Consider the following 16,152-nt stretch of genomic DNA (forward strand, 5'->3'; position numbering starts at 1 on the left):
GAGCGGCCCGCCGTCGAGCCCCAGATCCTCGGCCTCCGCCCGGCCCATCGCCGCCAGCAGCGAGAAGCCGGCGACATAGGCGTCGCGGCGCGCGGTCACCAGCGTGACCTGCGAATTGAGCAATTCCTGCTCGGCGTTGAGGATGTCGAGGATCGTGCGCGTGCCGACGCTGTTTTCAGCGCGGACGCCCTCCAGCGACAGCCTGTTCGCCTCGACCGCGATCTCGCTGCTGCGAATCACCTGCTGCGCCGATTGCCAGCCCGCATAGGCCGCGCGGGACTGCGCGATCACGCCGCGTTCGGTCTCCGTCACCTGCTCGATCGCCTGCGAGCGGCGCGCCTGCGCCTGGCGGACCTGCGCCGCCGGGCGACCGCCCTGGAACAGCGGCAGCGTCATCGACAGGCCGGCGGTGGCGCCGACGCCGTCGCCGGGCGAGCTCGATCCGCCCGGCAGGGTGCCGAGATAATTATAGTAGCTGCCACCCACCACCGCGCTGACGCGCGGCAGGCGCTGGGTCTTGGCGACGTTGATGTCGTAGCGGGTCGCGTCGCGCGCCTTTGCCGCAGCGAGCAGGACGGGGTTGTCGTCCAGCGCGACGCGCACAGCCGATTCGGGATCGGCCGGCAGATTGGGCAGCGGCGGCGGCAGTTCGAGCGCGCCCGGCGCATTTCCGACGACGCGGACATAGGTTTCGCGGCTGGCGATCAATTGCGCCTCCGCCTGGCGAAGCTGTCCCTCGGCTATCGCGCGGCGGGCCTGCGACTGGGCGACGTCGGTGCGCGTCAGATCGCCGACCTCGAACCGGTCGTTGGTCGCCTGAAGGTTGACCTCCAGCGTGCGGAGATTCTGCTGGTTGAGCGAGACGATCGCCTCATCGCGGATCACGTCCATGTACGCCGCGACCACGGCGGTGAACATGTTCGCCTCGGTCCCGCGCAGGTTGGCGCGGCCGGCCTCGATCCGGGTCTCCGCCGCCTTCACCGAATTGCGCACCGCGCCGAAATTGAGGATCGGATAGCGGACGCTGGCATTCGCGTTCAACGACCGTTCCGGCGCCAGGAAATTATTCTGCGCGTTCTTCATCGTCTCGGTGAAATCGACCGTGGATTGCACCGAAGGCAGGCCATCCGCGCGCGCGATCGGCACATTTTCGTCCTGCGCGCGCAAATTGGCGCGCGCGCCGGACAGCGTCGGATTGGTCTGATAGGCCCTGACCAACGCCTCACGCAGCGTATCGGCTGCGGCGGGCGTCGCGGCAAAGGTCACGGCGGCCGTCATCGCGGCCGTGGTCAAGAGAAAGCGTCGCATCGTCATCCCGGAAACTGAAAGCCGCGCGGCCGGGCGAACCCCGGCAGCACGGCGCAATCGATATCGGCGAAATCGGCCAGCCCGTGGCCGCCCGTGGTCCGCACCCCGCTCGCCAGCCGGGTCACGCCGCGATCGACGATGCCGGTCGCGATCCGCCCGCCGGGACGAAGCTGGTCGACCAGCGACTCCGGCAGCGTTTCAACCGCGCCGTCGACGACCAGCACGTCATAGGGCGCGCCATCGGCATGGCCGGCGGCCAGATCGCCCTCGATCAGCGTAACGCCGGCGACATCGGCCAGCGCGGTCCGCGCCAGACCGGCCAGCACCGAATCGCTTTCCACCGCGACCACCTGTGCCGCGAGCCGGGCCAGTACCGCGGCGGTATAGCCGGCGGCGGCGCCGATCAGCAGCACCTTGTCACCCGGCGCGATCGCGGCCTCGGTCAGCAGACGCCCGGTGGCGAGCGGCGTGTTCTGCATCCGCCCGCCGGGCAGCGGCAGCAGCGTGTCGCGATAGGCGAGCACATCGTGCCCCGGCACGAATCGTTCGCGCGGGACCGCCGCCATCGCCTCGACCACGCGCGTGTCGCTGACGTCGCTGGTGCGGAGCTGGCTCACCACCATCGCGTGCCGGGCGGCGTCGTGGGCCGGGGTCGTACTGCTCATCATCGTCCTCGCTGTCGCACAACTGTTTTAGTCGCGCAATACAGTTGTTGTCGCGAGGCTGCATATCGCGCCGGGCCGCCCGCGCCAAGCGGCTGTGGCAGTTTATGCGCTGATCGGCGCTGCTGGTTGCGATGCGGGCGGTTGACAAGCGGCCACCGCGCCGCGCATGGCCGCGCTCCACCGCTTTGAGGCCCGATGGCGGAGTGGTGACGCAGCGGACTGCAAATCCGTGCACGCCGGTTCGATTCCGGCTCGGGCCTCCATTATCCTGTTTGGCGAGCGCCGCCAGCGGTCGATGAAATCCCCGATCTCCGTTGAGGGCGATCACGGGTGGTGAGCGGCAACTCCGATTTGCCTGTCGCCGCAGACGATGGCGACGTCGTTTCGTGGGCCTTCCACGGAAGCGGGGCCGCCACCGATACCGCGATCCGTAACGCCCATGGAAAGGCCCTTGGTCGATCCGAAGGACGGCAAACTCTGGCGAGGATCAACGGCAGCCCGGCGGCAATCCAGATCCCCTCACCCCGCCGGTTGTTTCGCGATGGCTTGTAACGTGACGCAGGCGGAACGGACGTCGTCGGCGCGCTATGCGAGATGCCGTGGCGGCTAGCTCGTCCCGCTCAATCCATCGGGCGGTCGATCGACGGCGGCGGTTCGCTGAACCATTTCGGCCCGCTCTCGGTCATGTGGAAGCAATCCTCCAGCCGCACGCCGAACTTGCCGGGGATGTAGATGCCGGGTTCGTTCGAAAAGCACATGCCCGGCGCCAGCCGCGTCGCTTCGCCGTGGACCAGGTTGACCGGCTCGTGCCCGTCCATGCCGATGCCGTGGCCAGTGCGATGCGACAAGCCGGGCAGGCGATAGCGCGGGCCATAGCCCCAGCTTTCGTATTTGGCGCGCACCGCGTCGTCGACGCTGCCCGCCGCCGCGCCCAGCCGCGCCGCGTCGAACGCGGTCTGCTGGCCCTGGCGGACCTGGTCCCACACCTTGCGGACTTCGGCTGACGGCGTGCCCTTCACGAACGTGCGCGAGACGTCGGACTGATAATCCTCGACCGTGCAGCCGCAATCCATCAGCACCACCGCGTCCGCCGTCACCTTCTGCGGCTTGCGCGTGCCGTGCGGATAGGCGGCGCCCTCCCCGACCAGCGCCATCGAGAATTCGGGCGATCCGCCCAGCTTGCGCGTCGCCGCGTCCATCAGCGCGCCGACGTCGCGCTGGCTCATGCCGATCTCCACCCGCTCCCACGTCCAGCGATAGGCGGCGATGGTGACGTCGGTCGCCTTTTGCATCAGCGCGATCTCGGCCGGCGTCTTGATCATGCGGCATCCGCGCACGACCGGGTTGGCCGACACCAGCTTCGCGCCCGCCAGCGCGTGCTGCAGCCCGTCGACCGCGAAATAGCGCAAGGTCTCCTCGATCCCGACCGGGCGGGCGGCCAGCTTGCGATCGCGCAGGAAGCCGGCGACCAGCTTCAACGGATCCTCATCCTCCTGCCACACCCGCACGTCGGCCTCGACGCCCAGCGTCTCGCGGATCGACGGCTCTTCAAAGAACGGGGTGACGATGCACGGCGTGCCCTCGACCGGGATCACCGCGCAGGTCAGCCGCTCGCTGCGCCACCAGCGTACCCCGGTGAAATAGACCAGCGACGATCCCGCCTCGACCAGGATCGCGCCGATGCCGTTCGCCTTCATCAGGGCCTGCGCGCGGGCGAGGCGGCGCGCGCGTTCCTCGCGGCCGATCGGCACGACATCGCCGGTGATGTTCGCCAGCGCGGACAGGTCGGGATCGGCGGCGCGAAGCAGCCCAGGCGTGGCGAGAAGCGGCAGCGCGGCGGCCGCCCGGACGACGTTGCGACGGGTCAGGATCATGCCTCGGACGATAGGACGCTTGACCGCGGCGCCGCAATCCCCTTCCCTTGGCGCCAAATCGGGGAGAATCATTTTGGCGAAGCGCCTGACTACCTTCATCATGATCGGCCTGGTGCTGGGGCTGATCGTCGGCTGGGTCATCAATGCCCAGATCGACACCGGCACGCCCGAATCGGCGGCGCTGCTGAAGGAAATCGCCAAGTGGTTCAGCATCGTGACGACGGTGTTCCTCCACCTGATCAAGATGATCATCGCGCCGCTGGTGTTCGGCACCCTGGTGGTCGGCATCGCGCACATGGGCGATACCGGCGCCCTTGGCCGGGTCGGCCTGAAATCGCTCGGCTGGTTCATTGGCGCCAGCCTGCTGTCGCTGACCCTCGGCCTGATCCTCGTCCACATCCTCCAGCCCGGCATCGGGCTGAACCTGCCGCTGCCGCCCGCGACCGCCGCCACCGGGCTGGACAAGAGCAATTTCGACGCCGCGCAGATCATCACCCACATCTTCCCCACCTCGATCGTCGAGGCGATGGCGTCGAACGACATCCTTCAGATCGTGATCTTCTCGGTGTTCTTCGGCGTGGCGATCACCGCCGTCGGCGAACGCGCCGCGCCGCTGGTCAAGGCGGCCGAGGCGCTGACCCAGGTGATGTTGCAGGTCACCGATTATGTCATGCGCTTCGCCCCGTTCGCGGTGTTCGCGGCGGTGGCGGCGACGCTGATCGAACGCGGGCCGCGGGTGATCGGCCAGCTCGCCTATTTCATGGGGTCGGTCTACATCGGGCTGACGCTGCTGTGGGTGATGCTGGGCGCGCTGGCGCTGCTGTTCGTCGGCCGGCGCGCGTGGCAATTGTTCCGCTATGTACGCGAACCGGCACTGGTCGCCTTCTCCACCGCCTCGTCCGAAGCCGCCTTCCCGCGCACGCTGGAGGCGCTCGACCGGTTCGGCGTACCGCCGCGCATCGCCAGCTTCGTGCTGCCGCTCGGCTATTCGTTCAACCTCGACGGGTCGATGATGTACATGACGTTCGCGTCGCTGTTCATCGCCCAGGCCTATGGCATCCACCTCGATCTCGGCACGCAGATCGCGATGCTGCTGACGCTGATGATCACGTCAAAGGGCATCGCCGGCGTACCACGCGCCAGCCTGGTGGTGATCGCGGCGACGCTGGCCCAGTTCAACCTGCCCGAGGCCGGATTGCTGCTGGTGCTGGCGGTCGATCACTTCCTCGACATGGGCCGTTCGGCGACCAACGTGATCGGCAACGCCGTCGCCGCCAGCGTCGTGGCGCGCTGGGAGGGGCAGCTCGACCCGCCACAGCCGCCCGAGATCGAACCGGTCCGCGCGCCCAGCGGCGGCGGGCCGGCGAAGGATATGGACAGCTTTCGCTAGGGGACACGGGGGACGAAGGCGGCTCGCACGAGCCGCCGCATAGTTTGCCCCCAGGTCGAACGACGCGAAAAAAGTGGTTCACGCGAAGACGGAAGAAAACGCCGTGCCGAGAATTCCCGCCGCGCCAGCGGCAGTAATTCTCGGCACGAAATCAATACCATACTGCCACGCCGCACGAGCACCATCTCGCGCCTCTGCGTGAACAAGCGCTCTTCGCGCCTTCGCGTCGTCGCGTGAACCCAATTCGCGCAGAGGCGCAGAGGGCGCAGAGAACGTCGCTCCGAACCGCCCTACCTCACAGCCGAAGCGTATCCCGGCGCGGTGTGATAGAATCCAAATCGTTGCCGCGCCCGAAACCTCGGCGCCCTCCGCGCCTCTGCGCGAACTAAAATCACCACGCCCCGCGCCGCCAATTACGCGTAGGCGTAAGGCCCCCCGGCCGCCAAGGCCGCCCGATAGGCCGGCCGCGCATGGATCGTCTCGAGCCACGCGATCGTCGCCGGGCGCGATCCATCCAGCCCGGCGCGATTGCGCGCCGCCTCCAGCGGAAAGCTCATCATCACGTCGGCGGCGGTGAACGCATCCCCGGCGAACCACGGACGGCCGGCCAGTTCGCTCTCGACCCAGTCGAGATGGACGTCGATCATCGGCTGGATCCGCTTCGCCGCGATCTTGCCCATCAACGGCACGCGGGTCAGCACCAGCTTGACCAGCAGCGGCGGCATCAGCGACCCTTCGGCATAGTGAAGGAAGTGGCGATAGCGCAGCGCCGAATCGCGGTGCGCGGGCGCGCCCAGCCGGCCATCGGCCTTCTCGACCAGATATTCGACGATCGCCCCGGTTTCCGCCACGATCCGCCCTTCGCTCTCGATCACCGGCGACTTGCCGAGCGGATGGATCGCGCGCAGTTCGGGCGGGGCGAGCATCGTCGCCTTGTCCCGCTCGTACCGGCGGACCTCATAGGGCAGGCCCAGTTCCTCCAGCAGCCACAGCACGCGCTGCGACCGCGAATTCTCCAGATGGTGGACGATGATCGTCATGCTGTCCGCTTCCTCATGCTCGAACGACACCCGAATGGATCGCCGCTCCCTTCCCCATTCCACACCATCCGGATCGACCGCGCCAGCACGGATCGTCCTTCAGTTCCGGCGGGCTCCGAATGGAGACTTTCCGCGCTTCCGATCCTCGCGGGCCGTTGGGCCGCTGCGCTCCGCGTCTCGGCAAACGCCATTTTCGTCCCCTACTCCCAAATGCCGCCACCGTTAGGACGAGCCGGCATTCACGCGGCATCTGCCGATTTGCGCGTCATCCGGCGAAAGCCGGGGTCCAGAGCCGCAAGCAACGCCTCCCGCAGTCCTTGATCTCACAACAAGTCCGGGATGGCATTCCACGGATACGGCGCGCCGACCGTCGGACCCGCGCGGGTGGATCGGCGCTAGGCCCGCGCTGACCATATCCAGGCCGCGGCGGGAAAGTCGACCGCGTCGCCGGTGCGGTAGCGTTCGCACAGTTCCGTCAGCGCGGCGATCATCGCCGGGCGGTCCGCCTCCGGCCGGTCGCGCAGCGCGCGGGCCGGCGGGCCGATCCGCCGGAAATAGGAGACCGCGTCGGTGACCGGATCGTCGCCCTCGCCGGCGCGATAGGCGAAATCGACCGGCTGCGCCTCGACCGACGACCAGCCGGCGGCGGCGAGGATGACGCGCACGTGATCGGGGTCGGCAAAGGCGAACGGCCCCGGCGCGTGCGGATCGGTCGGCGGGGCGCCGCCGCCGACCGCCGCGATCGTCTCCTGCGCCCAGACGTTGTCGGCGGCCTTGCGAAAGCACGAAAACTCCAGCGGCGCGCCGGGCGTCGCCGCCGCGCGCAACGCGGCGAACGCCCCGATCGGATCGGGAAAGAACATCACGCCATGTCGCGAATAATAGCCGGCGACCGGCGCGTGATCCCGCACCAGCGCCGGCGCGTCCCCCGCGTCGAAGCGGGCATTGGGCAGGTCGGCAGCGCGCTCACGCGCGACGGCGACCAGCGCGGCGGAGATGTCGAGCCCGACGATCCGCGCCGACGGCCGCGCCGCGGCAACCGCCAGGCTGGTGCCGCCCGCGCCGCAGCCGATATCCACCAGCGTTCCCGTCTCGGGCATCGCGCGCAGGATCGCCGATTCGAGGTGCGGCGACAGGCCGGCGAAGCTGCGGTCGGTCCGCCGCCATTCGGCCGCCCAGACGTCGCCGACAGGTCCGGTCCATTCATTCGGCGCGGTCATGGCGTCTCCTTGTCGGGCATTTTCCGGCCGCTGGCGGCTGGCGTCAGTGATGTGCACTCCCCATGCATACCCCCACGAATTTTGGGGGCATAGTGACGAGCGCATCACCAGAGGACCGGGAGCGTAAATTCCGCAGAGTGAGGGTCCCCCTTAGTCAAGGCGCCGTCAGGGGCGACGAGGGGCTGCACGCCTATGGCGCGTCCTTGGGGGCAGTTCTTCCTCTATCAGTGGTTCAATGAGCGGCTGGGGTGGATGCGCCATGACATCATTAGCGAGAAGACAGCGCGAGAGCAGTCCTCAGCGGGACAGGAGGCGTATTCTCAACCTACCTCGTCTTGCTCAAATTCGGGCTCCCCGGCCTCGTGATCCCGGTCCCGGCCCCGGTCCCGGTCGCGGCGGCCACCTCTTTCGCGTGTATCGGCTGAAGGGCCGGTAGAGGCGCCCCACAATCCCGGTCGCCGGCTGGGTTCGCAATCATGCTGGGTTGGCCATCATATGGTCGCCAACGGAAAAGGCCCGCCGACGCGGGCGGGCCTTTCCGGGAGCTGCGGCGCGCCGCGCGTGCAGGCGGGAACGTCGCGAAATACGCTGCGCGAAACCGTCGCGCGATCGATCAGAGGTCGTCGTCGTCCTCGGCATCGCCGCCGACCATCATCTCCTCGGCCACCTTGTCGGTGCGGCCGCGGATCGCGGCTTCGAGCCGCTGGGCGAGTTCGGCATTTTCCTTGAGGAAGGTCTTGGCGTTCTCCCGCCCCTGGCCGATGCGGATGCTGTCGTAGCTGAACCACGCCCCCGATTTCTCGACCAGCCCGGCCTTGACGCCCAGATCGAGCACCTCGCCGATCTTGGAGATGCCTTCACCGTACATGATGTCGAACTCGACCTGCTTGAACGGCGGCGCGACCTTGTTCTTGACCACCTTCACGCGGGTCGCGTTGCCGACGATATCGTCGCGATCCTTGATCTGTCCGGTGCGGCGGATGTCGAGCCGAACCGAGGCGTAGAACTTCAGCGCGTTGCCGCCGGTGGTGGTTTCCGGGTTGCCGTACATCACCCCGATCTTCATGCGGAGCTGGTTGATGAAGATCACCATGCAGCGCGATCGGCTGATCGATCCGGTCAGCTTGCGCAGCGACTGCGACATCAGCCGCGCCTGCAGCCCCACGTGGCTGTCGCCCATTTCGCCCTCGATCTCGGCGCGCGGCACCAGCGCGGCGACCGAATCGACCACCAGCACGTCGATCGCGTTCGACCGCACCAGCGTGTCGACGATCTCGAGCGCCTGCTCGCCGGTATCGGGCTGCGATACGATCAGCTCGTCGATGTTGACGCCCAGCTTCTTGGCATAGACCGGGTCGAGCGCGTGTTCGGCGTCGACGAAGGCGGCGGTGCCGCCGTTCTTCTGCGCCTCGGCGATGACGTGAAGCGCCAGCGTGGTCTTGCCCGAACTTTCCGGGCCATAGACCTCGATCACCCGGCCGCGCGGCAATCCGCCGACCCCGAGTGCGATGTCGAGCCCCAGCGACCCGGTCGAGATCGCCTCGACCTGCATCGCCTCCTTCGAGCCGAGCCGCATCGCGCTGCCCTTGCCGAACGCGCGGTCGATCTGCGCGAGTGCGGCGTCGAGCGCCTTCTGACGATCCGAATTGCCTGCCATGTTGCCGTCGATGACCTTCAGGTTCGCTGCCATTGGAAGCTCCATCGCTAGGGCATCAACCCGCCCGGTTCAACGCTTGTGGAGCAGTGTGTATCGCGTTTGTTCTCGTGGAACAAGAGCGGAACGAAAACTTTTTTACGCCGGGCCCCATTGGGTCCAGTCGAGCATTTCCGCGGTCACCCAGCCGTAGATGTAATTCAGCAGGAACAGCCCCCACAACAGCGTCCCCACCACGGTGACGCGCAGCGCGAGCCGGCCGGGGCGGAAGATGTGCGGGGCGCTCTCGGCCTGGCCGGGCACCAGCGGCGCCCCGGCCTCCGGTGAGGTCTTCACCCCGAACGGCAGCACGAGAAAGACCGAGAAGGCCCAGAACAGCAGATAGATGGCGAGCGCGGATTTCCAGTTCATGGACCCGCTCTAGCGCGTTCGGCGCGCTTGTCGAAGCGGCGCGGTCATGCCTCGATCAACAGCACGTCGACCACCGGCTTCTTGCCGGTCCAGCGAGTCGCGACACGGCGCACGCCCAGCCGGATCGCCTCGCGCAGCGCGTCGCGGTCCTTGATCCGCCCCTTGGCGACCTGCCCCTTCACCGCCGCCTCGGCCGCGTCGATCGCTTCGTCGATGAACGGCTCGCGATCCTCCTCCACCGGCACGCCCTGCAACCGGACCTCGGGCTCGCCGATCAGCGCGCCGTCACGGCGGATCGCCACCGCGACCGAGATCTGGCCATAGAGCGCCAGTCGGCGGCGCTCGTTGATCGTCGCGCCGTCCGCCGGCAGGATCACGTCGCCGTCGAGCGCGAGCCGGCCGACCGGCGCCTCGCCGATCTTCTGCGGCGTACCGGGGGCCAGGCGGATGATGTCGCCGTCCTTTTGCAGCACCGCGCCGGGCACGCCGTTGGCCAGCGCGAACCGCGCGTGTTCGGCCAGGTGGCGCATCTCGCCATGCACCGGCAGCACCAGTTCGGGCCGCATCCAGCGGTACATCTGCTGAAGCTCGGGCCGGCCGGGGTGGCCGGACACGTGGACGAACGCCTGGCGATCGGTGATCATCTCCACGCCGTTCGCCGCCAGCCGGTTCTGGATCGCGCCGATCGCGACCTCGTTGCCGGGGATCTGTTTCGACGAGAAGACGACGGTGTCGCCGCGATCGAGCTTGATCGGGTGGCTGCCCTCCGAAATCCGCGACAGCGCGGCGCGCGCCTCGCCCTGCCCGCCGGTGGCGACGATCAGCACCTTGTCGCGCGGCATCCGCATCGCCGCCTCGAAATCGACCGTCGGCGGGAAATCCTTGAGATAGCCGACCGCGCGCGCGACCTTGAGGATGCGGTCGAGCGATCGCCCGGCGACGCACAGCGTGCGGCCGGTATCCCTCGCCACCGCGCCCAGCGTCGACAGCCGCGCGGCGTTGGAGGCAAAGGTGGTGACCAGCACGCGATGGCGCGCGCTGCCGATCACCTCGTTCAACCCCTTGCGGACGTCGGCTTCGCTGCCGGATGCCTCGGGATTGAACACATTGGTCGAATCGCACACCAGCGCGAACACGCCCTTGTCGCCGATCGCGGTCAATTCGGCGGCGGTAGAGGGCGTGCCGAGCAGCGGCGCCTGGTCGATCTTCCAGTCGCCGGTGTGGAAGATGCGGCCATGCGGCGTGTCGATCAGCAGCGCGTTGCCCTCCGGGATCGAATGGGCGAGCGGGACATAGGTGACCGCGAACGGCCCCACCTTCATCGGCTTGGCCGGATGAACGATGTGGAGCTTCACCTGGTTGGAGATGCCCTCCTCGTCCAGCTTCTCGCGGATCAGCCCGGCGGTGAACGGCGAGGCATAGAGCGGCACGCCCAGTTCGGCGGCGAAATAGGGCAGCGCGCCGATGTGATCCTCATGCCCGTGGGTCAGGAAGATGCCGACCAGATCGTCGAGCCGTTCCTCGATGAAGGTCAGGTCGGGCAGCATCACGTCGACGCCGGGATATTCGCCGTTGCTGAAGGTCACGCCGCAATCGACCATCAGCCATTTGCCGTCGCACCCGTACAGGTTGACGTTCATGCCGATCTCGCCCGATCCGCCGAGTGCGACGAAGAGGAGCTCCTTGGTGGGGTTTGTCACTGAAATCCTTTGGTGATGGCATTCCCGCGCGGGCGGGAAGCGGGGGGAACCGTGCGTTCCCAGAAAATTCCGGGGCCCCGCCCGTGCGGGACCATGTCCATTCAGCCCGGCATATGGCGACGCTGCCACAACAGCGCCAGCCCCTGCAGCGTCAGGTCGGGCTCGTACATGTCGAATATCTGGCCGTGCTTCTCGAACAGCACCGCCAGCCCGCCGGTGGCGATCACCTTGGCCGGGCGGCCGATCTCGGCGCGGGTGCGCGCGACCAGCCCCTCGATCATCGCGACATAGCCCCAATAGATGCCGATGTTCATCTGGTCGACGGTGTTGCGGCCGATCACGCTGGTGGTGGCCGGCGCCTCGATCGCGATGCGCGGCAACTTCGCGGCGGCGCTCACCAGCGCGTCGAGCGACAGGTTGATGCCCGGCGCGATCACCCCGCCCTTGTACGCCCCGCTATAGTCGATGACGTCGAATGTGGTGGCGGTGCCGAAATCGATGATGATCAGGTCGCCGGCGTGGCTTTCGTGCGCGGCGATGCAGTTGAGCGCGCGGTCGGCGCCCAGGTTCTGCGGCTCCTCGACGTCCAGCGCAAAACCCCAGCCGCCCTCGCCCGCGATCATCGCGTCGGTGGCGAAATATTTGATCGCCAGCTGCTGGAGGTTGTGCAGCGCGCGCGGCACGACGGTGCCGATGATCACCCCGTTCACCGCGGACCGGTCGAGCCCCTCCAGCGCCAGCAGCTGGCTCAGCCACACGACATATTCGTCGGCGGTGCGGCGCGGATCGGTGGCGATCCGCCAGCGCGCGCGGATCGTGCGGTCCTCGATCAGCGCGAAGACCACGTTGGTGTTGCCGGCATCGATCGCGAGCAGCATCGGATCTTCAACCTTCCGTTGTGGGCCTAGAGGAGAAACACGTCGCCAGCGTGCATGACATGGCGGCCGCCGTCGGCCAAGCGCAGGATCAGCGCGCCGCCGTGATCCAGCCCGTCGAACAGGCCGTCGATCGCGCTGCCGTCGGGTTGCCGGACGCTCAACGCGGTGCCGATCGGATGGGCGCGTTCCAGCCAGCGCGCGCGAACGGGGCCAAGCCCCTCCCCGCGCCACCGCGCCAGCCAGCGGGCAAAGCTTTCCGCCAGCGTCTCGGCAAAGATCGCCGGGTCGACGCTCACGCCGTGATCGGCCAGGCTCGTGGTCGGACGATCGGTCAGGCCGGGATGGTGCGCCAGATTGACGCCGCACCCGATCACCACCGCGTCGCCCGATCGCTCGAGGAGGATGCCGACCAGCTTGGCGTCGTCCAGCAACAGATCGTTGGGCCATTTGAGCGCCAGTCGCACGGTCGCCCCTGCGGCGCGCAGATAGGTCGAGACCGCTTCCTCCACCGCCACCGCGGCGGCCAGCGCCAGCGTCGGCGCGGGCGGATCGGTGCGGCGCGGCCGCACCAATGTGCTGCCGTAGAAATTGCCGCGTTCCGACACCCACGGCCGCCCTTGCCGACCGCGCCCGGCGGTCTGGCGTTCGGCGCGGAGCCAGTCCCCCTCCGCCGCGCCCGCGCCAGCCGCCAACAGCATGTCGGCATTGGTCGATCCCGTCTCGGCGACGGTGCGGATGATGCTCAGAACAGCGAACCCGCCGCCGCACTGGTCCATGCGCCCAGCGGCATCAGCAGGAACCAGCCGATCGGCGACACCAGCACCGCGGCGAGCGCGATCAGACCGCCCTCGATCACGCTGCCGCGCGGCCAGGTCTCGCCCGGTTCGTCGATGTACATCACCTTGACGATGCGCAGATAATAATAGGCGCCGATGACGGAGGCGACGAAGCCGGCCACCGCCAGCGGGAACAGTCCCGCCGCCACCGCCGCGTTGAACACCGCCAGCTTGGCGTTGAAGCCGAGCAGGGGCGGAATCCCCGCCAGGCTGAACATGAAGATCGCCATCGCCAGCGCCAGCCCCGGCCGCGTCCGCGACAGGCCGGACAGGCTGGAGATGCTCTCCAGCGGCTCGCCCTCTGCATCGCGCATCTGCAGCACGACGATGAAGCTGCCCAGCGTCATCGTGACATAGACCGCCAGGTAGAACAGCACCGATGCGACGCCCTGCGGCGTACCGGCGGCCAGCCCGACCAGCACGAAGCCGACGTTGTTGATCGACGAATAGGCGAGCAGCCGCTTGATGTTCTTCTGGCCGATCGCGGCGACCGCGCCGAAGATGATCGACGCGAGCGCGGCAAAGATCACGATCTGGCGCCATTGATCGGTCGCCGGTCCCATCGCCTCCACCGCGACGCGCACGCTCAGCGCCACTGCCGCGACCTTGGGCGCGGAGGCGAAGAACGCCGTCACCGGGGTCGGCGCGCCTTCATAGACGTCGGGGGTCCACATGTGGAACGGCACCGCCGCCAGCTTGAACGCCAACCCCGCGAACACGAACACCAGCCCGATCAGCAGCCCGGTCGAATGGCCCCGGCCATAGGCGGCGGCGACCTGTTCGAAACTGGTCGACGCGGCAAAGCCATAGACCAGCGAAATGCCGTAGAGCAGGATACCGGAGGCGAGCGCGCCCAGCACGAAATACTTCAGCCCCGCTTCCGCCGACCGCGCGTCGCGCCGCATGAAGCTGGCGAGGACATAGGCCGCCAGGCTCTGCAACTCGAGCCCGACATAGAGCGAGATCAGGTCGCCCGCCGATACCATCATCCCCATGCCGACCGCGCTCAATAGCATCAGCACCGGGTATTCGGGGCGAAGATCGTCGCCGGATGTCCTCTGGAAGAATCCCGGCGCGATGATGATGCACACCGCCGTGGCGATATAGATCAGCGCCTTGGCAAAGGCGGCGAAGGCGTCGGCGCGATAAAGGCCATCGAAGGCGACCGCGCCGCTCGACGACGGCCCGGCCAGCGCGATGCCCGCGCCGGCGAGGACCGCGACCGCCGCCCAGCTCACCAGCCGGGTCGATCCCTGCCCGCCCCACGCCGCGACCAGCATCAGCGCGAGCGCGCCGAGCGCCAGCACGATCTCGGGCAGCGTCATCAATGTCTGTGTGGCGAGGGACATCAGTGCGCCTCCACCTGGGTCGCGGCTTGGCCGTGCGCCGCGGCTTCGCCGTGGGCGGGCGCCGCGACGGGCTTGCCGGCGGTCGGCAGCGAATCGCCGGCCGGCTTGGCCCGGTCGACCCGCGCCAGCAGCGTCGCGGTATCCTTGCGCATCGGCGCCAGGAAGCTCTCGGGATAGACGCCCATCCACAGCACCACGGCGGCCAGCGGCGCCAGCAGCGCGATCTCGCGGCGGCTCAGGTCGGGCATCGCCTTCACGTCGTCATGGATCAGGTCGCCGAACACGACGCGGCGGTAGAGATAGAGCATGTAGGCGGCGCCCAGGATGATGCCGGTGGTGCACACCAGGGTGATGAAGGTGGAGACCTGATAGGTGCCCATCAGGCTCAGGATCTCGCCGACGAAATTGCTGGTGCCGGGCAGGCCGACCGATGCCATGGTGAACAGCATGAACAGCACGGCATAGCGCGGCATGTTGATCGCCAGACCCCCGTAGCGGGCGATCTCACGGGTGTGCAGCCGGTCATAGATCACGCCGACGCACAGGAACAGCGCGCCGGATACCAGGCCGTGACCCAGCATCACCATCATCGCGCCCTCGATCCCCTGCGCGTTGAACGCGAACAGGCCGATGGTGACGATCGCCATGTGCGCGACCGACGAATAGGCGATCAGCTTCTTCATGTCGGACTGCACCAGCGCGACCAGCGAGGTGTAGACCACCGCCACCGCCGACAGCCCGAACACCAGCCACACCAGCTGTGCCGACGCGTCCGGGAACATCGGGAGCGAGAAACGCAGGAAGCCGTATCCGCCGAGCTTCAGCAGCACGCCGGCCAGGATCACCGATCCGGCGGTCGGCGCCTGCACGTGGGCGTCGGGCAACCAGGTGTGGACCGGCCACATCGGCATCTTCACCGCGAACGAGGCGAAGAACGCCAGCCATAGCCATGTCTGCGCGTGCGCCGGGAAATCATGGTTGAGCAGCGTCGGGATATGGCTGGTCCCGGCCGAGTTGGTCATCCACAGCATCGCCACCAGCATCACCACCGAGCCGAGCAGGGTGTAGAGGAAGAACTTGTAGCTGGCGTAGATGCGATTGGCGCCGCCCCAGATGCCGATGATCAGATACATCGGGATCAGGCCGGCTTCGAAGAAGATGTAGAACAGGAACATGTCCTGCGCCGCGAAGGTGCCGATCATCAGCACCTCGGTCAGCAGGAACAGCGCCATATATTCCTGGACGCGGCTGGTGATCGCTTCCCAGCTCGCGCCGATGCAGATCGGCATCAGGAACACGCTGAGCAGGATCAGCATCAGCGCGAAACCGTCGATGCCCAGCGCATAGCTGAACTGGCCGAACAGCGGCACGTTCTCGACGAACTGCCACTGCGCGCCGCCCACGTCGAAATTGGCCCACAGCACGCCGCCCAGCACCAGGTCGACCAGCGTCGCCCCCAGCGCGATCCACCGCGCGGCCGGCGCGCTGACGAACAGGCAGGCGATCGCCGCGACCGCCGGCACCGCCAGCATCAGGGAAAGGATACCGCTCATCGCGTCATCGCCCAGGTCACCGCCGCGACGAGGCCGAGCAGCATCACGAACGCATAGGTATAGACATAGCCCGACTGGAGCCGCGCCGTGATGCCGCCGCCGCGCGCGACCACCCAGGCCGCGCCGTTGGGGCCGAACCGGTCGATCGTACCCTCGTCGCCGCGCTTCCACAGGAAACGCCCGATGGCGAACGCCGGCTTCACGAACAGCACGTTGTAGAGCTCATCGAAATACCATTTGTTGAGCAGGAAATCGTAGAGCACGCGGAACATGC

Annotated in this window: 13 protein-coding genes, 1 tRNA gene and 1 pseudogene; 2 read left to right on the forward strand and 13 right to left on the reverse strand. The window is 67.8% G+C overall.

All coding sequences use genetic code 11. The annotated features are described in order from the left end of the window. Together VNR91_RS03450 and VNR91_RS03455 are read right to left on the reverse strand one after the other, a co-directional pair. Nucleotides 1-1,278: TolC family outer membrane protein (locus VNR91_RS03450; protein WP_325489396.1), on the reverse strand; the 1,278-nt coding region annotated here is incomplete at its 3' end. 32 nt (nt 1,279-1,310) lie between these two features. Continuing rightward, nucleotides 1,311-1,973, reverse strand: a complete 663-nt coding sequence (locus VNR91_RS03455; RefSeq protein ID WP_414712369.1) for a protein-L-isoaspartate O-methyltransferase family protein — start codon at nt 1,971-1,973, stop codon at nt 1,311-1,313. 189 nt (nt 1,974-2,162) lie between these two features. Between VNR91_RS03455 and VNR91_RS03460 the strand changes: the two genes are divergently transcribed. Further along, nucleotides 2,163-2,236, forward strand: a tRNA-Cys gene (locus VNR91_RS03460). A 357-nt stretch (nt 2,237-2,593) separates the two neighbouring features. Here the strand turns inward: VNR91_RS03460 and VNR91_RS03465 are convergent. Then, complete coding sequence (locus VNR91_RS03465) at nt 2,594-3,847, reverse strand: Xaa-Pro peptidase family protein (protein WP_325489398.1); 1,254 nt, start codon at nt 3,845-3,847, stop codon at nt 2,594-2,596. 73 nt (nt 3,848-3,920) lie between these two features. On the opposite strand from VNR91_RS03465, the gene VNR91_RS03470 reads away from it, so the two are divergent. Continuing rightward, complete coding sequence (locus tag VNR91_RS03470; protein ID WP_325489399.1) at nt 3,921-5,237, forward strand: dicarboxylate/amino acid:cation symporter; 1,317 nt, start codon at nt 3,921-3,923, stop codon at nt 5,235-5,237. 413 nt (nt 5,238-5,650) lie between these two features. Here VNR91_RS03470 and VNR91_RS03475 read toward each other — a convergent pair whose 3' ends face one another. The 10 genes and pseudogenes from VNR91_RS03475 to VNR91_RS03520 all read right to left on the reverse strand — a co-directional run. Beyond that, a complete protein-coding gene (locus tag VNR91_RS03475; protein ID WP_325489400.1) occupies nt 5,651-6,277 on the reverse strand; it encodes a glutathione S-transferase in 627 nt (208 codons plus the stop codon). A gap of 395 nt (nt 6,278-6,672) precedes the next feature. Beyond that, nucleotides 6,673-7,497 (reverse strand): class I SAM-dependent methyltransferase, encoded by an 825-nt coding sequence (locus tag VNR91_RS03480; RefSeq protein WP_325489401.1) that lies wholly within the window; start codon nt 7,495-7,497, stop codon nt 6,673-6,675. 613 nt (nt 7,498-8,110) lie between these two features. After that, a complete protein-coding gene (gene recA, locus VNR91_RS03485; RefSeq protein WP_325489402.1) occupies nt 8,111-9,187 on the reverse strand; it encodes a recombinase RecA in 1,077 nt (358 codons plus the stop codon). A 102-nt stretch (nt 9,188-9,289) separates the two neighbouring features. Further along, nucleotides 9,290-9,562 carry a DUF1467 family protein gene (locus VNR91_RS03490; protein ID WP_325489403.1) on the reverse strand — a complete coding sequence of 91 codons (273 nt, stop codon included), beginning with the start codon at nt 9,560-9,562 and terminating at the stop codon, nt 9,290-9,292. 44 nt (nt 9,563-9,606) lie between these two features. Continuing rightward, entirely contained in the window at nt 9,607-11,262 is a 1,656-nt protein-coding gene (locus VNR91_RS03495) for a ribonuclease J (protein ID WP_325489404.1), read from the reverse strand. A gap of 101 nt (nt 11,263-11,363) precedes the next feature. After that, nucleotides 11,364-12,140 carry a type III pantothenate kinase gene (locus VNR91_RS03500; protein ID WP_325489405.1) on the reverse strand — a complete coding sequence of 259 codons (777 nt, stop codon included), beginning with the start codon at nt 12,138-12,140 and terminating at the stop codon, nt 11,364-11,366. Between the two features lie 26 nt (nt 12,141-12,166). Further along, nucleotides 12,167-12,916 (reverse strand): biotin--[acetyl-CoA-carboxylase] ligase, encoded by a 750-nt coding sequence (locus VNR91_RS03505; protein WP_325489406.1) that lies wholly within the window; start codon nt 12,914-12,916, stop codon nt 12,167-12,169. Next, nucleotides 12,883-14,325 (reverse strand): NADH-quinone oxidoreductase subunit NuoN, encoded by a 1,443-nt coding sequence (gene nuoN / locus VNR91_RS03510; RefSeq protein ID WP_325489407.1) that lies wholly within the window; start codon nt 14,323-14,325, stop codon nt 12,883-12,885. The genes VNR91_RS03505 and nuoN overlap by 34 nt, the downstream gene beginning before the upstream one ends. Then, nucleotides 14,325-15,878 carry an NADH-quinone oxidoreductase subunit M gene (locus VNR91_RS03515; protein ID WP_325489408.1) on the reverse strand — a complete coding sequence of 518 codons (1,554 nt, stop codon included), beginning with the start codon at nt 15,876-15,878 and terminating at the stop codon, nt 14,325-14,327. The genes nuoN and VNR91_RS03515 overlap by 1 nt, the downstream gene beginning before the upstream one ends. Beyond that, nucleotides 15,875-16,152: pseudogene (locus VNR91_RS03520) on the reverse strand (NADH-quinone oxidoreductase subunit L); the annotation flags it as partial. The pseudogene VNR91_RS03520 and the gene VNR91_RS03515, both read right to left, overlap by 4 nt.

The sequence above is a fragment of the Sphingomonas sp. genome (assembly GCF_035555815.1).
In the GTDB taxonomy this organism is placed as follows: domain Bacteria; phylum Pseudomonadota; class Alphaproteobacteria; order Sphingomonadales; family Sphingomonadaceae; genus Sphingomonas.

What these genes read in the sequence shown, in the direction of transcription:
- VNR91_RS03455 (WP_414712369.1), bottom strand. Translation starts at nt 1,973, where the DNA reads ATGAGCAGTACGACCCCGGCCCACGACGCCGCCCGGCACGCGATGGTG.
- VNR91_RS03465 (WP_325489398.1), bottom strand. Translation starts at nt 3,847, where the DNA reads ATGATCCTGACCCGTCGCAACGTCGTCCGGGCGGCCGCCGCGCTGCCG.
- VNR91_RS03475 (WP_325489400.1), bottom strand. Translation starts at nt 6,277, where the DNA reads ATGACGATCATCGTCCACCATCTGGAGAATTCGCGGTCGCAGCGCGTG.
- VNR91_RS03480 (WP_325489401.1), bottom strand. Translation starts at nt 7,497, where the DNA reads ATGACCGCGCCGAATGAATGGACCGGACCTGTCGGCGACGTCTGGGCG.
- recA (WP_325489402.1), bottom strand. Translation starts at nt 9,187, where the DNA reads ATGGCAGCGAACCTGAAGGTCATCGACGGCAACATGGCAGGCAATTCG.
- VNR91_RS03490 (WP_325489403.1), bottom strand. Translation starts at nt 9,562, where the DNA reads ATGAACTGGAAATCCGCGCTCGCCATCTATCTGCTGTTCTGGGCCTTC.
- VNR91_RS03500 (WP_325489405.1), bottom strand. Translation starts at nt 12,140, where the DNA reads ATGCTGCTCGCGATCGATGCCGGCAACACCAACGTGGTCTTCGCGCTG.
- VNR91_RS03505 (WP_325489406.1), bottom strand. Translation starts at nt 12,916, where the DNA reads ATGGACCAGTGCGGCGGCGGGTTCGCTGTTCTGAGCATCATCCGCACC.
- nuoN (WP_325489407.1), bottom strand. Translation starts at nt 14,325, where the DNA reads ATGTCCCTCGCCACACAGACATTGATGACGCTGCCCGAGATCGTGCTG.
- VNR91_RS03515 (WP_325489408.1), bottom strand. Translation starts at nt 15,878, where the DNA reads ATGAGCGGTATCCTTTCCCTGATGCTGGCGGTGCCGGCGGTCGCGGCG.